Consider the following 18,907-nt stretch of genomic DNA (forward strand, 5'->3'; position numbering starts at 1 on the left):
GTATATATCGACATTTCGGAGATAGTCAAGTAACATCTTGGTTGTATTTTCTCCATTTCGGAGATTATTGTTGATTTTATTTCTAACATACGGTATAATGCATATAGAAAATTCAAATAGAAATGAGGCGAACAAATGCGTGATTTCGGGGAAATATTAGCAGAAAATAGAAAAAAGAAAGGATACTCTCAATCAGATCTGGTAAACCTGCTTTCTCAGGAAGGTATTCAGGTCACTACAAAAGCACTCTCCAAATGGGAGAACAATGCACGAGAACCCGCTTTACATGTTTTCCTGACACTTTGCCAGTTACTTGATATCGAAGATATATATGAATCCTTCTTTGGAGAAAATCCATATAACATTATGAGTGGATTGAATGAAGAAGGCAGAAATAAATTGATTGAATTTGCTGATATTTTGAAAGCTTCTAAAAAGTTTTCTCCACTGTCTGCAAAGATTATCCCATTCCATCATCCTGTAGAAATTACCTGGGAACCAGTTTCTGCTGGTACTGGAAATTACCTGGAAGATTCTGTAAAAGAAACCTATGACGTAGGACATCTTGCTCCTGAGCAGACTGACTTTGGTGTGCGGATCTCTGGTGATAGTATGGAGCCACTTTATCATACAGACGATGTTGCATGGATTCAGAAAAAAGATTCTCTTGCTAATGGTGAAATTGGAATCTTCTATCTCAACGGCAATACTTACATCAAGGAATTACACGATGAGCCAGATGGTGTTTATCTGATCTCTTTAAATCAAAAATATCGTCCTATCCAAGTTTTGGAATCTGACTCTTTTAAGATTTTTGGAAAAGTAATCGGGAAATGCAAAGGTGCAGAAATTCCAGGATTTCATTAGATTTCAACAGCAGGTTCATGATCCTACTGATAACAATAAGCAAAGGAAGTGATTGAATGGCAATCAATAATACATTAAAAGATATTCGTGAAGAACGGAATCTCATTCAAGCAGATTTGGCTGAAGCCATAGGTTCCTGCAGCCAGACGATAGGCCGCATCGAACGTGGAGAACGAAATCCCTCTCTTGAGATTGCAATCCGGCTGGCACATTACCTGAAAGTGCCTGTAGAAGATATTTTTCAAGTTGAAGACTGAAGCACAACAGCCAGAAAACCGAGGAGTAAAATCCCCGGTTTTCCTTTTGCTCAAAAATCACTGTAATCCACTTACATTTTCTTCTTTTCTGCCTGCTCCGTCAATCAGGTCATAGCTCATATCCAAAAAGTCCAATGTCTTCGCTTCACTGACTGAACCATCCAGTAAAATCGTGATCCAGTGCTGTTTATTCATATGGTATCCTGGTAAAAATCCATAAGTCTGAATAATCATGCTGGTCATTTCTGGATCGCACTTTACGTCCATGATGGCAACCAGATCATTTCCCTCTAATCCCAACTTAGATTTCTCAACTGTCATGAATACTGCATACCATTTTCCATTTTTATGACGAAGTACAGCACTGTCTGGCGATTTACTCCATAAATATTCTGGAACTGTACCGTACTGTTTCTGCACGTATTCAAAGATTTCTTCCGTCTTCACAATCTTTTCAACTCCTGATTCTTCTGATATCCTGTCCATAATCATACCACATTTTTGTATGCCATACTACCTGCCAAATTCTTTTGCATTTCTCTTATTCTTCTGACTTTATCTAATAGAGGGGTAAAACAGCAAGGACAGGAAGTGTATATACACTTCCGAAAAACCAACAATTTAGGGAACCCTGCCCTAAATTAAAAACTCAGAAGTCACTACTTCGAAGAACCAATGAAAGGAGAATCTGCCTATGGCAAAGAGAAAAAGAAATATACAAATTTTGTTTTGTGTTTCCCCGGAAGAAAAAAAGCTGATTCGCAGAAAGATGATTGAATCAAAAACAAAAAATATGGGAGCTTACCTTCGTAAAATGGCAATCGACGGTTACATCGTCAACACCGACACTACTCCGCTAAAGAAACAGTATGAGGAAATGCACAAGATTGGCGTAAATATCAATCAGATTGCGAAAAAAGTAAACAGCACCGGAGATCTGTATCCGGAAGAAATGCAAGAATTGAAAGAGATGGTGAAAGAATTATGGCGTATCTTAAGATCTTCCCCATTAAAGTAACAGACAAGAAAGCTCTGGACTATATTACAAATCCAGATAAGACAGATGAAAAACTGTTAGTTTCCAGTTTTGGCTGTTCCCCGGAAACTGCAGATCTTGAATTTTCTATGACAAGAGAAATGGCAAAAAAGAACGGTATGGATAAAGGTGATAACCTGGCATTTCATCTGATCCAGTCGTTCAAGCCTGGTGAGGTTGATGCAGAAACCGCCCATCGCTTAGGGCAGCAATTTGCAGACGAAGTACTAAAAGGAAAATATGAATATGTGATCAGCACCCATGTTGATAAAAATCACATTCATAACCATATCATCTTCAACGCTGCAAGTTTTGTTGATCATCACAAGTATGTTTCCAATAAGCGGAGCTACCATAAAATCTGCCGGATTAGTAATCGTATCTGCCATGAAAATGGTCTTGTCACCAGTATGCCAACCGGAGAAAAAGGTAAAAGCTATAAAGAGAACCTGGAATATCACCGTGGAACCAGCTGGAAAGCCAAACTGCGTGTTGCTGTAGATAAAGCTATCTGGTCTTCTATCAACTATGAGGAATTTCTACAAAAGATGCAGTTAGCAGGATATGAAGTTCGACAGGGAAAACATCTGTCCTTCCGTGCACCGGAACAGAAAAACTTCACTTATATGAAATCTCTCGGAAGCTATTATTCGGAAGAAAATGTCCGTATCCGTCTGGTTAAAAATCGTAGCAAAGCGAAAGCTCCAAAGCATCTGTCCAGAGAAGCTCGCCTGTATATCAATATCTCCACGTATGTTACAACCGGCAATCGAGAAGGCTTTGAACGATGGGCAAAACTCAATAATCTGAAAGAGGCAGCCCGCACCTTCAACTATCTTTCCGAAAATAACCTGCTGAATTATGAAGATTTCCAGCAGCATCTTTCTGATGTTAATGCTTCTGTTAAAGCGGCTGAGCAGAGAATAACGCAAATCAACAATGATCTGAGCACGCAGAAAGTCATTCAGAAACACTGTGATTCTTACCGGCTCTGTCGTAAAGTGATTGAAGATTGCAAATCTGCTAAAAATCCAAAAGCATACAGGACCAAACATCAGGCAGAATACCAACTCCACGATTCACTAAAAAAAGAGCTTCAGGATCTCGGTGTTACCAAAATCCCAAGCTCTAATAAAATCCAGAAGCAAATTGAAAATCTTGAATCTGAACAGGCTGCTACTATCCGGGAAAAACAGGAATTGCAGAAAAAGCAAAAGACACTGGAGATCATTAGACAGAATTTCACCGCACTGCTCGATGCTCCCATATTTCGTGAATCTATTGAAAACAAACGAGAAAACAGCTTATAAATGTTTGAGGTGTCCTATAATTTGACACCTCACTACATCTTGCCTGTCCTAATAGACTGAATAAGTTTTTGAATAAATCTCGATAATTTGCAGATGAATATTCACTCACTTTTTATCTACTCTAACAAATTCTTGTTTTCTCCATTCATATATTTCAAAATAATCATTGATTCTTTCTTTTTCTAATTTATCAAAAAATCAAAACTATCATAAAGAATTTTAAATATTCTGCTATGATAGTTTCGATTATGTTATCTACAGAGTACTATACAGTTAAACAAAAGTGTACCTCTTAACTCAAATTACATAGGCCTGCTTCCTTATTTGTTCGGTTTTTATATTATAAATATGCAGCATCATAATATGTAACCATTTTGCATAAAATAGTCTCTATTGTATCTTTATATGTATTCAATACAGTATCATCATCTTTTGATAAATCATTGTATTCTATTGTTTTGTTAGTCGCTATCGTTCCTGTAATTTGATGATCCAAGCCATAGTCTATATTAAAAGTGTATTGTTGCTCATCGTAATTCAAAAGAATATTACAAGAGAACTTCTCATTTCTATATGTTGAAGTAATCTGTTGAAGATTAAATCCGAATTTCATAAATGGTAATTTTTGATTTGGCAACTCATATATTATATCTTCATCGTACAGCACATAGAGTCCATTTTCCAACTCAAATCCCAAACTTTTAACATTAGAAACAAAGCCTTCCTCTTTTCTCACTGCATTTATTTTCCAAATCCCCAAAACAGCTACATAAACACATCCTATAATACAGAAAATCGGTAATATTCTTTTTAAAGTACGAAAAATTTTTTGTGTCATATCTATTTTGCTTACAAATTTATGATCCTCATTTAATAATGAATCCAGAGAGAAATTATATGTATTACAAATAGTTATGATCAGCTGTAAATCAGGCATACTTTTTTCATTTTCCCAACTTGAAACAGTCTGCCTTGTGACACCAAATTTATTAGCATACTCCTCTTGCGTCATATTATTATCTTGCCTTGTTTTCTTAATCATTTCTGCTATGGTCATTGAACTTGTTTTTTTACCTCCCGTTAATTATCATAATCTCTCGGAATCTTTAGCTCAGTAAAATCAAGGCTTGCAGATTCCTTTTTTATTAAAATCCCCTACTTTTTTGTCCAAAAAGTCTTGACAAATCGCTCAAAATTTGCAGCGAAGCCGATTGAATATATTTTATTTTCATCGACTGGAGGGCGATTTTTATGTTACCTGTTAATTCCGGCGGTCATACCGCCTATCAAACTTTTGTACTCGAAAACCTTCGTAAATATTATCCGGATCCCACTGTTTTTGCTAAATCAACATGGGACATCATCGAACGTTTTTGGAATCTCGATCTTTCTTATACCGATGAACTGCTCCGCGGCAAATACTCTGTCTTTGGTCCAAAACCAAGGACTCCTTCCTGTATGCAACGTTCTTATCTTCTTTCCATTGATTTTAAAGTCCATTTCCTTACCGATTGGGCTGCTCAATTGAAGATAAATCCACTCTATGCAATCCTCAGCGGATTCCAGTTTGGTGATACTCCCGGTGTCGGCACTTTCTATGACTTCCTTGACAGGCTTTAGGATTCTGATTCTGATAATCTTTCTCCTCATATCCATCCTATAAAAAAGAAGAAGGTCAAAAAAAACAAAACAAAAAGGCGATAAGGCAGAACCCATTGGAAAAGTCACAGTTGAACAACTTTTCCAATCTATGGAACATTCTTCTTTTTCCATAGATGAACAGCCTTATGCTTCTCTTTTCAAGATTTATGATCATGAATTTTTATCGATCTCCATATCCAAAGGATTGATTGATATCTCCAATCTTTCCATTGCCGGCGATGGAATGCCTGTTACAACATCTGCACGCGAACGGAAGCACCGTATTTGCAAATGTTCCAAAAGTGGAATTACTTCCTGCCATTGTGACTGTTACTTTTCCCAGCCTGACTGTGACATCGGTTATGATTCTTCTAGAGAATGCTTTTACCATGGCTACCACTTATATATATTGGTTGCAGCGAACTCAGAAAGCGACCTGCCTTTATTTCCTTTATTCAATCCTGCATCAAAGCATGATTCTCATGGGTTTTTGGAAGCTTTTACCATTGGAAAAGATGGTGTCCCTATCTGCAAAGCAGGACGAAAAATGAATCATGGCGGTTCTGAGCCTTCAAAGACACGGTTAAAATTCCGTTGTCCGCTTGCCAGCCGTAAATACGGATGTTCTTGTAGCACTCCCTACTCAGACTCCAAATATGGGAGAACCGTTCATCTTGCAATGAAAGATAATCCAAGACTGATCAATTTTCCGCCTCGTGACAGTGAAGAATGGAAACTGGAATACAATGCCAGGACTTCGGCTGAACATTCGAATAAACGTGAGAAAATAGACTTTCAATTAGAAAGCGGCAGAGACACCGCTCAACTAAGATGTGGTACTGCCGCCTGTATCACATCCTCATGCTTCAGCATTTGGATGTCTGGAATTTGCCCTTTGAATCCACCCTAGCAAAGTTGATTTTAAATGTGGCATAATCCTTTGATCATTATACACTATTTTTCAGGCATGGCGACAGTTATGTCTATTTTCCATGTTCTTTTTTCTGTTTCGAATCATATTTACTTTTCAAAGTACACATTTCGGCTGTTACCGATAATAATCACTCAGGATTCCGAGAAATTATTATCTGATTATATTCTAAATTATTTTCTAATAAATGTGAATGCTTATTTTTATGTAGCTTTCCAGTGCTATCAATAAATAAAACTATATCATTATCATTTAACAGATTTGTGTTATGCGAAATAATTATACATGTTTGTTCCAAGAGTTTTTTTCTTATATAATCTATTATAAGATTCTCACTTTCAAAATCCAAATGACAGGTTGCCTCGTCAAATATATATATTGGAACATTTCGCATCATAGCTCTAGCAAGAGCAACCCGCTGTTTTTCACCACCGGACAAATTAGTGCCATTCTCCGATAAATAGCTATCTAAACTAAGAGATCTGGAACTCATCATTTGACTAATTCCCATTGCCTCAATAACTTCATCGAATAATAGTTGGTTACAATCCTTTTCCCACATTAAAATATTTTCTTGAATTGAACCTGAAAATATTTCGGATTCCTGAGATAAATATAGGACTTGTTTTGATAAATCAGAAATGTTTAAATTTCTGTCATTCCCCCATACGATTTCCCCTTTATTATATTTTACCAATCCAGCGATTGTTTTTGCTAATGTTGATTTTCCGCACCCACTAGAGCCCATCAAAAAAACTTTTTCACCTGCTTCTATGGTAAAAGAAATATTTTTTAATATAGGAACATCATAGCCATATGCAATATCCAAGTTATCTACACATATTTTTCCACTAATTTCATTATTGCTTTCTGAAATTTCTGTAGATTTATTATATGCAAATATATCTTCTATTCTACGGAACGTAAGTATTGTTTCTTGCAAAGATGGTAGAATGCCAAGTAAATTTTTAACCGGAGATAGGAAAAAGCCTATAAAACTTTCAAATGCAAGTAGCGTACCTAACGACATATTACCTGCAATAACTGAATAAATTCCATATGCTAAGATTATCAACATAACCATATGTTCTATTGCCCTTAAAGTTTCCCCTAAAATTATGGATAATTTGCTTAAAATATACTCTTGATTTTTTACAAATTTGATTTCCTTTCTCATTTTCTTCATATAATTGCTGTTTTCAAAACTCTTTAAAGACATTAAATTCTCGATTGTTTCTTTTATGTGTGTTATTAACAAAGATTCTTTGTCCATAATAGTTTTACTTAATTTAAAGAGTTTTTGTTTAGAAATAACAAATGAAATTATATAAGCAGCAACTATAACCAAGACCAAATAGAACATAATAGGACTAATACCTATTAAAATAATTGCTCCGGCAATCAAAGAAATACATTCCAAAACTACAAAAGAAAATACGGAGGACATGGTTTCAACAACTACAGATAATCTATAATATCTATCCAGAACACCTCCACTTGTATAATCGTCCTTTTTTTGAATAGAAATATTTAATAATGATTCCACAAATTGATTTTGAAGTGTAATTTCCAGCTCCATTTTTAAGTAAGCAATAAGTTTTCCTTTTACTATAGACAAGATACTTACAAGTAAATAGCATCCCCCCATCACTATAAAAAAAGATTTTAATTGTGGTGTAAATGTCGGAATGCCTATTTCAATTTGATCAATTATATTCTTATATAAAAAGGTTGTAATTACACTAATTGCCATAAGTATAACCGAAAATATCACTAATAAAGCAAGGAGCTTTTTCTGTTGAAATAGAGCTGTCCAACATACTGACTTTTTAGGTAGCACCACTCTATCTATTTCTAAAATCTCCGTAATAATTATAGCATAACTTGACCATATTAAATCAAAATATTCTTTTGTAATAATACGTTTTCCTTTATTCGGATCCCATAAAAAAACCTTACTATTATTTGTCTTATACAGTACGACATAGTGATATTCATCATCTTCATTTATCATAATAATAATAGGCTTTTTCTCTTCAGATAATAAAGAATACAACTCTATATTAGTGCCTTCAACCGCCAACGATTTCATTCCGATAGTACGAAACACTTCTGTTATTCCGTATAGGCTTAATCCATCATTACCAAGAAATATATTTTTTCTGAGTGCTGTTTCATCGACACAAATTTTTAAAAACTTGCATATAGTTAATATACACGCTAATCCACAATCATTTTCATCATGTTGTAAACAACCTCTCATATTACTTTCCTTCTTTCTAAATACAGAGAGGGTTGGAATATCCAACCCTCTCTGTATTTGCTTATTGCGGTTACTGACAACTACTCTTTTCACAGTAGAACACGCTAACCTTATCTGCATGAGCTGGATATTTCGCTACATGAGCATCAGCTGCTTCTCCGGCTGCTGCATAAGAACTATATGCTTTACTTGTAAAATTAGCCCAATCTCTACAGATCCAATGATAGTGTCCCTTGCCCGCTCTAATTTCCTGTGCTTTCTCAACTGTTAATGCTTTCATACCTTTGTCTCCTTTCTTCGAAGTTTGATACGTACAACTATTACACCTTCAAGATAAACTATTTTCCATAATTACTCAAGCAAATACACCCTTACATCCATGTCAAATAGGCTTTACATCCGCTTATTCCCCACATTTTCTATGACAAGTAAGGATAAATACTTTCTTTTTATGATTCCTATATTTATCTCTATGCCTATCCGCAACTTTACCTACTTCTGATAGGCTGCAGTAATATGGCTTACTGATAAAGTTAAGTTTGTCAAAACATACCCAATGAAAATGAGCATTACCTGCTCGAAGTTCTCTTGCTTTCTCTGTGCTTATAACTTTCATATGATTACCTCCCTTAAAAATATTTTTATTAATTTAAATATAACCCCCGCACTAAAATAGAGAAAGAAAAACCTTCTTTACATTATGTAAAATCACTCTTTTATTCTTATTATCTACAATGTAAATACTTCTTTGCTTTACTTTTTATGCTTTTCGCCATCATAATATAGTCAAAGGAGGGAGTTATATGATATTAAAACTTATGATTGTAGAAATCAAACGGTATCTAAGATCTTTATATTATCTGGTCGTACTATTTATTCTATTTTTGATTCACATGCTTGGCCTAAAAGGAGGTGTGCCATTTTTATTTTGGGGAGATGATTTTTTAGAGAATGTAAATTTTATCTGTATAGTTCTTTCCCTTTTAATGTCAGTCTATATTTGTAATGAGTTTTCTTATGGTACAGTACAAAATAAACTTTATTTAGGGTACAAAAAAAACCAAATTTATATAGCGGAAGTAATTGCTTGCAGCGTATGTGGAAGCAGCCTTGTATTACTTGATTCTTTATTTTATCTATTAGGTTGCCTTCTTAGGAAACAGGAACTTACTCATTCATTCTCATATATTATGACTAATACTCTGATTTTTATGATTACAATTGGTTCTGTTTCTGTTATTATTTGTAGTTTTAGTTTACTTGCGAAGAAACGTTTGATAACGCAGTTCTTACTTGTATTCTTTGCCATATTTCTTATAAATAGTGGTCGAAAAACCCTTGCTACATTAACAGACTACGAAAGTGTATTTGTAGAAATAAATGAGGAAAACGATCCTGCGTCAAAAGATTTAATAGAAAGTTTTACAGAAGAACTAAACGCTACTTATCGGACACAATTAAATATGAAGATTACCTTATCCCCATATGCTCAATGTAACTTTTCTTCATATATAACTACAGAACGGCCAGAGGATAAGCCAAAACAATCATTTTTATTTAAAAATCGTGACTATCATATAGACTTTGTGATTGCTGATGTCATTCTTTCACTGTTCATCATTTTAGTAAGTGTAAATATATTTAAAAAGCAAAATATTTAAAGGAGGAGCCTTATGAATTACATTGTAACAACAACCAATATTACAAAACAATACAAGGATACAACTGCATTGAATAACGTATCTGTTCATATTCCTAGAGGTTCTATTTACGGATTAGTCGGGAATAATGGTGCTGGAAAAACAACTCTTATGAGACTATTATTAGGATTACAAAACCCTACCTCTGGTCAGATAAAAATCGCTGACAACATAAAAACGGGAGCTATATTAGAAACTCCTGCAGTATATCCGTATTGGTCTGCCAAACGAAACTTGAAATATCAGCTATCCTTGATAAAAAATCCAAAGTACAGTGTTTCTGAATTACTTAAAATAGTAGGATTAAAAGATACACGTAAACCACTTATACAGTATTCCCTTGGTATGAAACAACGTTTAGGGCTTGCATTAGCTCTTGCTAATCAACCGGATTTATTATTCCTTGATGAACCATTAAATGGCTTAGATCCTTCCGGGATACGTCAAATTAGAAATTTAATTAAAGCCTTGAGTGAAGACCACGGAGTAACTATAGTAATTTCAAGTCATATTCTTGATGAATTACAAAAAATTGTCACTCATATAGGATTTCTGAAAGACGGAATTTTAATTCATGAATGTAAAAATAGTGAAATAACAGAAGAATCATTAGAAGAATTCTATTTCGATGAATTTGAACAGTAAGGAGGAATGGTTCATGAATAAATTATTACGTGTCGAATTATCACGAAGACTAACTTCTATAATATACATTGGTGAAATTATACTATTATTAGTTTATAATTTTTTAGAGATATCTGGATCAACGTATGGTTTTGAAGTTAATATACCATATTTCCTTTTTAATAAAACTACATTAATATGTATATTTATTTCAATAAATGTGTCTCTAAAACTTAGTCAAGAGTTAGACAATAGAACTATTAACAACAAATTATTTTGTGGTTATAATAAATCGACATTTTACAAAACAGAACTCCTCGTTGGAATCATAGAAGGAACACTTTTGCTCTTAGCTGATACAATATCAGTAATATTACTTGGAATATTCCAGAATTATGAGTTAAATATATCTTACATTGATTTATTTATTAATTTTATAATAGCCCTTATAATCATCTCAACTGTGGCAATAATTTCAACAATACTCTCCGTTCTAATAAATAATAGAATTTTTTCTATATTTATTGTAATCGGTTTAACCCTTCTGCTTTTATATGGTGGAAAAGAAACAGTGCATACTCTAAATCAGCCAGTACAAACCACTCTATTTAGTATCGATGGGGAATTACGAGATAATCCGCTTTATGCTGAGGGCGCAGAGAGAACCATACACAATATACATCTATTTTCTTCTCCATATGCACAAGCAAATTATGTGCCTTATTTGCTGCATGAAGAAAAACAAGAAAAGTTTGATAATTCATTGATTCTAAAGAACAGTCCTTATCACCTGGAATTTCTAATAACTGATATATTAGGAGGGATATTTTTATATCTCCTAGGAAGTTATTTATTTAATAAACGCAATCTACAATGAGATTGCACATTTTAAATTTGCAAAATCAGAATATTGGACACAAGCCTATGTTGCGGAATTAGTAGACCGTGACTCCCATACCATTATGAATATTGAGAACAAAGGTCAATATCCCAGCTTCAACCTTTTTGTTAAACTCATTACTATGTTTGACGTTTCAGTTGACCAGTTTATTCATGCGGACGGAGGGGCAAGGTCAAGCTCTTGCAGAAAGCACATTGATGTGCTTCTGAACTCCATGAATGAAAAAGAGCTTGTCGTGATAGAAGCCACAGCCGAAGGCATTAAGAAAGCCAGAGAAACGGAGGTTCCAGAATAAGAGCCTCTGTTTTTTTGCGCCATTTTAGGGGCTGCCGCTAAGTGGCAAGCAATGCCTCTGTGGCCACAAGTGGCACAAAGGCGGCTTGTTGGGGCTCGCCCCAAACCCGTATCTTCAGGCCAACATGGTCCGAAGTGTCAGCGTCGCTTTGCTCCTTGTTTTCATAATCTCAACGCTCCTTTTCCTGCTTTCTTCCCGGTTCAGTGTAGCCCATCAAAGTGTCAATGTTCGCCTTGATCGTGACGATCTCCTGCATATCCCATCGTGCCTTTTGATATTCCCCATAGAACTGTTTTTTCTTTGCTGTAAGCTTACGGCCTTCTTCCTTCAGCACATCTCAGTAAATGAAGCTCGTTCTCTTAAGCAAACTTCTATTGTGGCTCTTTCATCAAGAACCAGATGTACATTCTTAGCCATGGTATTCTCCTTGGATAACGCCATCCGGACTCTATTGCAGAGCCACAACTATAACTAGATATCAAGAGGTTTGCAACACTAACTTCTATGATATATTTTGCAATACTAAGTGCCAGTTTTTGAATAGACTGGAATTTAATTTTCCAATTCACCAATTATCGAGATATCCAATACCTCTTCCGCCTGCCGTTCATTATAACATTCACTCCATATTTACGCATAAAAAAGGATGCAGGGATTGACTCCCTACACCCTTCATTAGAATTATAATGTTACACCTGTCTTACACCCCGATCAGCCCCTCTCTCAGGCTTATCTTTTCCCTGCTTTTCTTGAATAATCCTCTTATTAATCTCAAGTCGTTCATGAATGGATAATTTCTTATCTTTTCCATCTCCCGCCTGCTTCTGCTGTGCCGGTTTTCTATCTGTTTTTCCTACATCCTTAACAACTGCATTCGCTTCGGTACTTGTTACCCTCTCATCTGCTCTTCCTTCATATCTTTCTGCTATCTGCTGTTCTCGTCTCTCCTTCACACCTTTTTCCTCCAGATTACAAAAACTCTGCAGATACGGAAGCACATGATTCTGCATGTCTGTCAGATCTTCCATATACTTTTGGAACTCTTCACTTCCTTTGCCTTTCTGGTAATTGATCCAATACTCATCTGTAAAAAAGTATAAACGATATTATGATTGTAATCTTCATATTTATTTTACAGTGTCAAAATACCCGATAATTCCTATGCATACGTCTTTCTTCATTGGCGACCACAGCGTTTGCAATTTCATTTTATACTTCTGACTATTATTTTCCACTGTCGCTTTTATCTGCACAGAGATTTCTTTATTTTGTACAGATGTCTGGTGTAACAAAATCCGAATATATTGAACATCTTCTTCATTTACTCCGAATTCTTTGAACAGATCAATTTTCGGATTATTTCTCTGACATAATATCTGCCGTTTTCCATTTAATATAGTGAGCTGACCTGAAACCGCATTGTAATCAATCGAATTCATTCCACTGTTCGATTTGAAGAAATCGATTTTTTCCTGCATGACCTTGAATTGTCCACATTGTCCGTCCAGGATCATTTGAATCGCTGTATCATGATCAAAAGCTTTCTTATAGCATCTTTCACTTGTAAGCGCATCATAAACATCAACAATCGATACCACCTGTGCGGAGATTGGTATTTTTTCACCTTTCAATCCATCCGGATAGCCCTTTCCATCCCATCTTTCATGATTCCACCTGCAGATTTCCCATGCGGTATATACCAGTGGATGATCTTGTGGAAAATCCATGTCCTTAATTATAGCCGCGCCAAGCTCACTATGGGTTTTCATAATCTTAAATTCTTCATCGGTAAGTCTGCCTGGTTTATTCAATATTTCTTCCGGAATACGAATCTTACCAATATCATGAAGGGAAGAAGCAGTTGTAATCAAAGCAATATCTGCCTCTGTCAAAGGATAAGCATCTGTTACTTTTACCAGTTGTCTAGCATCATCTCCGTTGCTGTTTTAATATGCAGGATGTGTTCTCTGCTCTCGCTGTTACGGGATCCCAATATATTACTCATAATCTGGATCATGATATTATTATTTTCTTCTTTTTCGTAAACCTGATCATAAACCACATTGATTCGCTTCTTGCAGTACTGCGCGAACTACTTTCTCCTCATAGAATCCTTTTTTCCCTTGTATAATACTGTCAATATCCGCTTCTTCCAGCAACACATCATAATCCGCACGCATCCGAGCTGTAATCCGGTTGTAAAGACTAATGATTCCCGTTTCCATAGAGTCACAGATCTCCATATCCTCAATTCCGGAACGGAACATCAGATAATCTGTTGTAAATCCACCAATGTCCACACCTACTACTTTAGGGTAAGAACGTATCTCCCGGTGCTACAGCATAATCGCCGCATAATCCTGGGGAAATGCCATAACATCTGTGATAGTTACATGATATTCTTTTTGCTTATAATTAAATTGAAGCATTTCTCCAGTTCCCCGGAAAAACGTCTCATATTTATCATAGAGTTCCGCAAAATGCTTCGGCGGCAGTCCTATTGGCATTTGAACTTGGATTAAATCACCTTTTTCGATATTCGGGTTTAATTCCAGTTCCTTTGCTATTCCTAAAAGTGTCAATAAGAAAAATCTTTGATCGGCAGTCTTATCTCTCTGATATGGAATTCTCCGGTTACTCGGCACATAAAATTTTCCGTTATACTCCAAATAATCAATTCCCCTGCCTGGGCTAATATCACTTTCGCTGATTCCAGTCGTAAATACTGTATGAACCGTTTTGATATTTCTGTTTCCATGGTCGATTGCAATTCTGATTCGCTTTATCATATAGAATCTCTCCTTTTTTCTTTTCTACTTATTACATACGTTTTCTGTGCGTGAAACGCAAAATAATAAGTAGAAAATCATAAAAAGACCTTCTATATTATTATATGTAAGTTCTCGCTGTCATCCCTTATCCTTTTCATGATGCTGCTTTAGTTTAAAAAAGGATTCATCACTGACACAGTGTTCAATACGGCAGGCTTCAGTTTCCGCTATATTTGGGCTGACTCCAGCAGATATAAGCTGTTCCTTAAAGAATTTATGTCGCTCATAAATTTTCTCTGCAACTTTTCGCCCTTCCTCTGTTAAAGAAATAAAGTGCTTATCGCCCTTTGTAAGAAAACCGCCGTCACATAAAACGCTAACTGCATGAGATACACTAGGCTTTGATACTCCTACATAGCGAGCAACATCTACTGAACGTACCTCTCCTATTTTCTTTTGAAGTACTAACACGGCCTCTAAATAATCCTCTCCCGACTCATATAGGTGCATTTAAATCCTCCAAACATATAAGTGTAGACTATTCAATACCCAACAACCAGTTGGGACTTTATCCTCCCATTGTTTAAGCTGTATAATAATTAGGCATAAATCTAGCTATGTATCCTGGATCATATGTATTTAAAAAACTCAATCAGCCCTTCATTGCCACCGTTCATTTATCCAAGTCGAACTACCATCGTTCGTTTGAGTTCACAGAAAATAGCGTCAGGAACGCAGAAGACTTTTTAACTAATTAGCAACTATACATTTACTTACATTTCAACGTGAACGATTTCCACCACTTTTTTAATCCAAACTTGACTTCTGATCATTTTCTCTTTTACATATTCTATATTTTTCAACCTCTTGTTTTTTGTTTTGAATAACCCCCAGAATAGTTTCTGCTACAATAATCCAATCAGGATCTAACATCATTGCATGACATATATTTGGAAAAATTACAGTTGTTGCCCCTAAATCATTTCCCATTTTAACCAAGTCATTTAATATAATCCCCCTATCCGCAAAACTACCAATAATTATTATTTTTTTATCATTCGGCAAATATGGTAATATAAATGGTTTTAACAATTGGATAGATAGCTTAAAAGAGCCTTTGGCAAATTTTTCTTCGTAGTTCTGAATAACACTTTTGTTTAATCGATTCGAGAAATAAATATCCGATAAATTATATGAAGAAATATGTTTACCAAAAATACTAATATAATTTCTAAACATACCTCTATTAGTAGCAGGCGCTAAAAGTACAATTTTTGAAGAAATATCTGGAAGTAAATCTAATAACTTTAATGCTATAGCCTTCTCTCTCAAAGGCAGTGTATCAATATCCAATCTTCTGCCTTAAAATGTATTTCCTCCCTTATTGGGTGTCCGAATACATTTTAAGGCCATTCTAAGAAATTATTTTTCATTCTATTTCACACTTAGACTTAATTTGCGAAAGAAAAAAACTCTGCAATACGTTTTTTATTATCCTCTGTCCATCTGCCACTCCATACCGTTTTGCCATGCTCAATAAACACAAAGTAATTACAGCATTTTGCAATCAATTCCGGATCATGAGTTATAATAAACAATGTTTTCCCCATATCGCTAAGCCTTTGCAAATTGTCAGCAACTTCCAGCATATGATGATAGTCCAGACCACTAGTCGGCTCGTCAAATACCAAAATTTCTTTGTCCGATGCAATTGCACTTCCTATTGCTACCCGTTGCTTTTGACCACCGGATAATGACATCGGATGCAGTTCTTTATACTCTAATAGATTCAAACTGCTAAGTATTTCCTCCGTTTGGTTTTTATCGGTCTGTTCGTCCTGCCCTTGCATACTGAGCATAATTTCATCAGACACGCTTTCCGTAAAAAGCTGATGATTTACATCCTGCATGACCATATAACACTTTTTGATTCGCTGCTTTGCTCCCAAAATTTCTTTTCCGATTTGCAGCGTACCTTTTGCCGATTTCTCCAATCCACACAAACATTTTGCAAATGTGGTCTTTCCTGCTCCATTATCTCCAAGAATTCCTACAATCGCTCCTTGCGGAACGGACATTTTCGGTATATTCATTGCTTCTATCTTTCCATATGAGAACAAAAAATCTTTAACTTCAATGGAACTGTCTCCTATAACCACATTCGGTATGTTGCTAAAGCGAGCTGGATGAAGGGAACGGAGCCCCATCGTCCGAAGCTGCTCTTCACTAAATTGTGCAAATGCAGTGGCAGACATATCCTTTTCAATCCGGCCATTTTTTAAGTAAATCACCCGGTCTGCAATATCCATCAAATAATAAAGCCTATGTTCTGCAATAATAACCGTCTTGCCCATCGATTTCCATTTTGCAACAATGTGCTTCAAATCAGCAATCGTAGCCACATCAAGATTCGAGGACGGTTCATCCAGCACGAAAATTTCCGGCTCCATAGCAGAAACAGATGCACACGCTATTTTCTGTTTTTCGCCGCCAGAAAGGGCGAACAAGCTGCGGTCAAGCAACTTTTGTATTCTCAATTCTCCTGTAACCTGCCCAATCCGCCTATATATCTCTTCCTTTGGTAATCCGATGTTCTCACATCCAAAAGCAATCTCCCCAGTAGTATCCACATTAAAGAACTGGGAGCGTGGATTCTGAAATACAGAACCGACCACCTTTGAAAGCTCGTACAGCGGTGTTTTAGTTGTTTCCTTTCCGTTTACCAATACAATCCCATCCAGTTTTCCCTCATAGTATTCTGGTGTCAATCCATTAATCAATCGGGTAAGTGTTGTTTTACCGCAACCAGATTCTCCACAAAGCAAAACTATCTGTCCATCCGGGATTGTTAAGTTTAAATCATAAACACCGCTCTCTCGCTCTGTGCTTTGATAAGTAAAAGTGACATTTTGAAATTCAATCATAGATTTGCCACCTCCTACAAACAAGCCCACACCAGCAGACCAGCCGAAAGTACGGCAATAATGAGGTCATATACTGTAAAACCAATGTGTGCAATACTCGTTCTGTGTTTTAATCCCCCTAACCCTCTGGTGAGTGCTGCCGCTGATAATTCATCCCCAATTTTGACAACAGACATCATCAACGGAATTACCCGGTATTCCAAAAGTGCAGTAGGATTTTGCCAGAACTTCTTTGTTCCAAACTGAATTTCACGCATCCGCATAGCGTCCGTAATAGCTGCCGATTCTTCCCCTAATGTTGGAATAAAACGAAAAACAACAGTAATCGGAATGATGAACGCCTCCGGAACATGCCATTTCTCCATAGCAGCCACAAATTCATCGGTGGATGTAGATTCAATAATGTAATAGCCCAACATAAAAATCGGGAATAAACGAATCACCATTGCAACTAGCAGCACAGAAACCATGTTCAGGATTGCCGGCAATACATACATCCCCTGCGTCAGCTTTGCTACAATTGCCAAAGCGAACAGCCCTCCATAAATGAGAGCCGTCCGCATTTGGCGATTAATCAATAGCAAGGTCAACGGGATTATCGCCACCGCAGCATCCATCGCAAGATTCTCATATACAAAGAACATCAACATTGTAACAAACGCCATAAATAAGACTTTTGTACGCGAATCAAGATAAAAGCCTTTCTTTTTGGGTGGTTGATAAGCCTCGTACCGTTCCATTAGACAATGCCTGCCCTTTCAAAATGTTTTTTCAACATCTTACGTCCAAGCAATGCTCCTAACAGAGAGCCAATGAATATAATTGCTATTGCGGCAATTCCCATCCATGAAGGCATATAATGGGCTAACTCGCTTGCATACTGTTCCCCCATAGATGCCTCTACCTGTGCCATATATGTATCTGCCATCACCCACATTGGAGCCTGACAACCGATCATACCGCAGGAGAACAACCAATAACCAATCACATCCACTTTAAAGTTCTTATATTTTCCCGCCTTTAATACCAAATCAGCAATCAGTCCAAATACAACGTAACCTACTATTGCTGTCCATGTATATCCCATAAAGAACCAAAAAACGCCACAAATCACAGACATAATTGTAACCATACCAAATTTCTCAGTCTTTGTCAGAAACAACATAAATGGGATTCCAGAAATCAGCGGAATCAATACATACAAGAACGGATAAAGCACCGGAATTGCATTGAGCATACCTGCAACGAAAAAGAATACGATGTAGATAGCGGTATAAATACCGACATTGATAAGGTCTTTCGCTTTGAGCTTTTTATTTGTTTCCATTTTAGAGAACCCTCCTTAAAATTTGTTATTTATCTATTTGACTGCTGCAAAACAGTACAA

At 36.1% G+C, this 18,907-nt stretch carries 23 protein-coding genes and 2 pseudogenes; 10 read left to right on the forward strand and 15 right to left on the reverse strand.

Features of this window, described 5'->3' with window-relative positions:
- Window positions 1–135 precede the first annotated feature (135 nt).
- Window positions 136–867, forward strand: coding sequence for a helix-turn-helix domain-containing protein (locus BQ5364_RS15055; protein WP_012744271.1), 732 nt, complete (start codon window positions 136–138; stop codon window positions 865–867).
- A gap of 56 nt (window positions 868–923) precedes the next feature.
- Window positions 924–1,124: a helix-turn-helix transcriptional regulator gene (locus BQ5364_RS15060; protein ID WP_005344265.1), complete on the forward strand. Its 201-nt coding sequence runs from the start codon at window positions 924–926 to the stop codon at window positions 1,122–1,124.
- A gap of 57 nt (window positions 1,125–1,181) precedes the next feature.
- Here the strand turns inward: BQ5364_RS15060 and BQ5364_RS15065 are convergent, their stop codons facing one another.
- On the reverse strand, window positions 1,182–1,616 hold the full coding sequence (locus tag BQ5364_RS15065) for an MmcQ/YjbR family DNA-binding protein (RefSeq protein WP_179996833.1): 435 nt from the start codon (window positions 1,614–1,616) through the stop codon (window positions 1,182–1,184).
- 202 nt (window positions 1,617–1,818) lie between these two features.
- Between BQ5364_RS15065 and BQ5364_RS15070 the strand changes: the two genes are divergently transcribed.
- Window positions 1,819–2,142 (forward strand): MobC family plasmid mobilization relaxosome protein, encoded by a 324-nt coding sequence (locus tag BQ5364_RS15070; RefSeq protein WP_055180592.1) that lies wholly within the window; start codon window positions 1,819–1,821, stop codon window positions 2,140–2,142.
- Window positions 2,109–3,470, forward strand: a complete 1,362-nt coding sequence (locus BQ5364_RS15075; RefSeq protein WP_071144574.1) for a relaxase/mobilization nuclease domain-containing protein — start codon at window positions 2,109–2,111, stop codon at window positions 3,468–3,470. The genes BQ5364_RS15070 and BQ5364_RS15075 overlap by 34 nt, the downstream gene beginning before the upstream one ends.
- Before the next feature lie 340 nt (window positions 3,471–3,810).
- On the opposite strand, the gene BQ5364_RS15080 is transcribed toward BQ5364_RS15075, so the two are convergent.
- Complete coding sequence (locus BQ5364_RS15080) at window positions 3,811–4,512, reverse strand: helix-turn-helix transcriptional regulator (RefSeq protein WP_159431699.1); 702 nt, start codon at window positions 4,510–4,512, stop codon at window positions 3,811–3,813.
- Between the two features lie 209 nt (window positions 4,513–4,721).
- On the opposite strand from BQ5364_RS15080, the gene BQ5364_RS18375 reads away from it, so the two are divergent.
- Together BQ5364_RS18375 and BQ5364_RS18380 are read left to right on the forward strand one after the other, a co-directional pair.
- Entirely contained in the window at window positions 4,722–5,090 is a 369-nt protein-coding gene (locus BQ5364_RS18375; RefSeq protein ID WP_235837181.1) for a hypothetical protein, read from the forward strand.
- Window positions 5,091–5,220: 130 nt separating this feature from the next.
- Window positions 5,221–6,021 carry a hypothetical protein gene (locus BQ5364_RS18380; protein WP_235837182.1) on the forward strand — a complete coding sequence of 267 codons (801 nt, stop codon included), beginning with the start codon at window positions 5,221–5,223 and terminating at the stop codon, window positions 6,019–6,021.
- Window positions 6,022–6,172: 151 nt separating this feature from the next.
- Here the strand turns inward: BQ5364_RS18380 and BQ5364_RS15090 are convergent, their stop codons facing one another.
- The 3 genes from BQ5364_RS15090 to BQ5364_RS15100 form a co-directional block, all read right to left on the reverse strand.
- Window positions 6,173–8,425: a peptidase domain-containing ABC transporter gene (locus BQ5364_RS15090; protein WP_083382880.1), complete on the reverse strand. Its 2,253-nt coding sequence runs from the start codon at window positions 8,423–8,425 to the stop codon at window positions 6,173–6,175.
- Window positions 8,376–8,585 (reverse strand): hypothetical protein, encoded by a 210-nt coding sequence (locus BQ5364_RS15095; protein ID WP_071144577.1) that lies wholly within the window; start codon window positions 8,583–8,585, stop codon window positions 8,376–8,378. Before BQ5364_RS15095 ends, BQ5364_RS15090 begins: the two co-directional genes overlap by 50 nt.
- Before the next feature lie 123 nt (window positions 8,586–8,708).
- A complete protein-coding gene (locus BQ5364_RS15100) occupies window positions 8,709–8,921 on the reverse strand; it encodes a hypothetical protein (protein WP_071144578.1) in 213 nt (70 codons plus the stop codon).
- Window positions 8,922–9,108: 187 nt separating this feature from the next.
- Between BQ5364_RS15100 and BQ5364_RS15105 the strand changes: the two genes are divergently transcribed.
- Genes BQ5364_RS15105 through BQ5364_RS15120 form a run of 4 tightly spaced genes read left to right on the forward strand, consistent with a single transcriptional unit; the run spans window position 9,109 to window position 11,825 of the window.
- Window positions 9,109–9,966 carry a hypothetical protein gene (locus BQ5364_RS15105; RefSeq protein ID WP_071144579.1) on the forward strand — a complete coding sequence of 286 codons (858 nt, stop codon included), beginning with the start codon at window positions 9,109–9,111 and terminating at the stop codon, window positions 9,964–9,966.
- 12 nt (window positions 9,967–9,978) lie between these two features.
- Window positions 9,979–10,650, forward strand: coding sequence for an ABC transporter ATP-binding protein (locus tag BQ5364_RS15110; RefSeq protein WP_071144580.1), 672 nt, complete (start codon window positions 9,979–9,981; stop codon window positions 10,648–10,650).
- 13 nt (window positions 10,651–10,663) lie between these two features.
- On the forward strand, window positions 10,664–11,506 hold the full coding sequence (locus BQ5364_RS15115; RefSeq protein ID WP_071144581.1) for a hypothetical protein: 843 nt from the start codon (window positions 10,664–10,666) through the stop codon (window positions 11,504–11,506).
- Window positions 11,487–11,825 carry a helix-turn-helix transcriptional regulator gene (locus BQ5364_RS15120; protein WP_235837206.1) on the forward strand — a complete coding sequence of 113 codons (339 nt, stop codon included), beginning with the start codon at window positions 11,487–11,489 and terminating at the stop codon, window positions 11,823–11,825. Before BQ5364_RS15115 ends, BQ5364_RS15120 begins: the two co-directional genes overlap by 20 nt.
- Before the next feature lie 169 nt (window positions 11,826–11,994).
- Here the strand turns inward: BQ5364_RS15120 and BQ5364_RS17990 are convergent, their stop codons facing one another.
- The 10 genes and pseudogenes from BQ5364_RS17990 to BQ5364_RS15165 all read right to left on the reverse strand — a co-directional run bounded on the left by BQ5364_RS17990 (window position 11,995) and on the right by BQ5364_RS15165 (window position 18,847).
- Window positions 11,995–12,159 carry a hypothetical protein gene (locus BQ5364_RS17990; protein WP_159431700.1) on the reverse strand — a complete coding sequence of 55 codons (165 nt, stop codon included), beginning with the start codon at window positions 12,157–12,159 and terminating at the stop codon, window positions 11,995–11,997.
- Window positions 12,160–12,514: 355 nt separating this feature from the next.
- Window positions 12,515–12,913 (reverse strand): annotated as a pseudogene (locus tag BQ5364_RS15125) (YodL domain-containing protein); the annotation flags it as partial.
- A 39-nt stretch (window positions 12,914–12,952) separates the two neighbouring features.
- Window positions 12,953–13,902: pseudogene (locus tag BQ5364_RS15130) on the reverse strand (HD-GYP domain-containing protein); the annotation flags it as partial.
- On the reverse strand, window positions 13,877–14,125 hold the full coding sequence (locus BQ5364_RS15135; RefSeq protein WP_071144583.1) for a hypothetical protein: 249 nt from the start codon (window positions 14,123–14,125) through the stop codon (window positions 13,877–13,879). The pseudogene BQ5364_RS15130 and the gene BQ5364_RS15135, both read right to left, overlap by 26 nt.
- A gap of 36 nt (window positions 14,126–14,161) precedes the next feature.
- On the reverse strand, window positions 14,162–14,614 hold the full coding sequence (locus BQ5364_RS15140; protein ID WP_071144584.1) for a ParM/StbA family protein: 453 nt from the start codon (window positions 14,612–14,614) through the stop codon (window positions 14,162–14,164).
- A 120-nt stretch (window positions 14,615–14,734) separates the two neighbouring features.
- Entirely contained in the window at window positions 14,735–15,106 is a 372-nt protein-coding gene (locus BQ5364_RS15145) for a metal-dependent transcriptional regulator (protein WP_071144585.1), read from the reverse strand.
- Between the two features lie 297 nt (window positions 15,107–15,403).
- Window positions 15,404–15,949 carry a hypothetical protein gene (locus tag BQ5364_RS15150; RefSeq protein ID WP_071144586.1) on the reverse strand — a complete coding sequence of 182 codons (546 nt, stop codon included), beginning with the start codon at window positions 15,947–15,949 and terminating at the stop codon, window positions 15,404–15,406.
- Window positions 15,950–16,047: 98 nt separating this feature from the next.
- A complete protein-coding gene (locus tag BQ5364_RS15155) occupies window positions 16,048–17,520 on the reverse strand; it encodes an ABC transporter ATP-binding protein (RefSeq protein ID WP_071144587.1) in 1,473 nt (490 codons plus the stop codon).
- Between the two features lie 14 nt (window positions 17,521–17,534).
- Window positions 17,535–18,260: an energy-coupling factor transporter transmembrane component T gene (locus BQ5364_RS15160; RefSeq protein ID WP_071144588.1), complete on the reverse strand. Its 726-nt coding sequence runs from the start codon at window positions 18,258–18,260 to the stop codon at window positions 17,535–17,537.
- Complete coding sequence (locus tag BQ5364_RS15165; protein WP_071144589.1) at window positions 18,260–18,847, reverse strand: MptD family putative ECF transporter S component; 588 nt, start codon at window positions 18,845–18,847, stop codon at window positions 18,260–18,262. The genes BQ5364_RS15160 and BQ5364_RS15165 overlap by 1 nt, the downstream gene beginning before the upstream one ends.
- Window positions 18,848–18,907: the final 60 nt, after the last annotated feature.

The organism is Coprococcus phoceensis (assembly GCF_900104635.1).
GTDB classification, from domain to species: domain Bacteria; phylum Bacillota; class Clostridia; order Lachnospirales; family Lachnospiraceae; genus Faecalimonas; species Faecalimonas phoceensis.